The organism is Burkholderia sp. Bp9012, from assembly GCF_003853825.1.
In the GTDB taxonomy this organism is placed as follows: Bacteria; Pseudomonadota; Gammaproteobacteria; order Burkholderiales; family Burkholderiaceae; genus Burkholderia; species Burkholderia diffusa.
In genome coordinates this window covers 1-1,231 of sequence record NZ_QTQA01000079.1, presented here as the reverse complement: position 1 = coordinate 1,231, position 1,231 = coordinate 1, and the positions used below count along the sequence as shown (strand labels likewise).

General features: G+C 58.5%; 1 protein-coding gene. It reads right to left on the bottom strand.

Annotation, left to right across the window (positions count from 1 at the left end):
- Window positions 1-26: 26 nt before the first annotated feature.
- Window positions 27-1,168 (bottom strand): IS3 family transposase gene (locus tag DIE11_RS35980; RefSeq protein WP_409364600.1). Its coding sequence is split into 2 segments (ribosomal slippage): window positions 27-931 and window positions 931-1,168, totalling 1,143 coding nucleotides; the frame shifts between segments, so codons are not numbered across the junction.
- Window positions 1,169-1,231: the final 63 nt, after the last annotated feature.

Sequence of the window (1,231 nt, the reverse complement as noted above, 5' to 3'; positions counted from 1 at the left end):
TGGACCGGCCAGAGTTTCATAGACACTCACGAGCCGTTTAGCGCGTAGCGCCGCTCAAACTCTACAGGTGACAGGTCGCCGGCGGAACCATGCCGGCGAATCGGGTTGTAGAACATCTCAATGTAGTCGAATACGTCCGTGGCAGCAGTAGCCCTGTTCGGGTAGATGCGCCGCTTAATTCGCTCCTTTTTCAATGCGCTGAAGAAGCTTTCGGCAACGGCGTTGTCGTGGCAATTACCGCGACGACTCATGCTCGGCACCATATGGTGAGCCCTCAGGAATGACAGCCAGTCATCGCTTGTGAACTGACTGCCCTGATCCGAATGCACCAGAACGCCGGGGCCCGGTTTGCGTTTCCAGACTGCAGCCAGCAAAGCCTGCAATACCAGGTCGCTGGTCATCGTTGATCGCGTGGCCCAGCCGACGATCTGACGCGAGTACAGATCCATGACCGCCGCCAGATACAGCCAGCCTTCATAGGTTCGGATATACGTGATGTCGGTAACCCAGACCCTGTTCGGCGCGTCGGGGGCGAACTCCCGATTTAGGACATTGGCCACCACGCCGACCGGACCGCCACGATAGCGCGGCTTGCTGCCGTAGCCAACCTCGGCGCGCAAACCTTCCGTCCGCATTAACCGGAGCACGCGGTGACGGCTGCACGTCTCGCCCGATTCTCGCAAATCCACCGTGATTTTGCGGTAACCGTAGACGCCGCCGCTGCTCAGCCAGTGATGTTTGATCAGACCCAGCAGCCGGTCGTCCTCGCGCTTGCGCGCACTGCCTGACTGACGTTGCCAAACGTAATAGCCGCTGCGATGAACACCGAGCACCCGACACATCGTACGCAGACAATGCTCGTTGATATGGGCTCGCATAAATGCGTACCTTGCCGTCATCCCTTTGCAAAGTACGCGGCGGCCTTTTTTAGAATGTCTCGCTCCTCGGTCACCCGCTTGAGTTCGGCCTTCAATCGCCGCACCTCGGCGCTCTGGTCTAGCTCCACCTGCCGCACGACATCTGGCTTATCGAACTTCGCTCGCCAGGCATATAGGCTGTGCGTCGTAATGCCCAGACGCTGGGCCACATCTGCAACCGAATGACCACGCTCGGTGACTTGCTTGACTGCTTCGATCTTGAACTCATCCGTGTACCGCTTGCCGCTCATACTGACCTCCTCGGTTGCCGTAAATTATGGCTCGAAGATGTCTACGAAAGGCTGGCCGGTCCA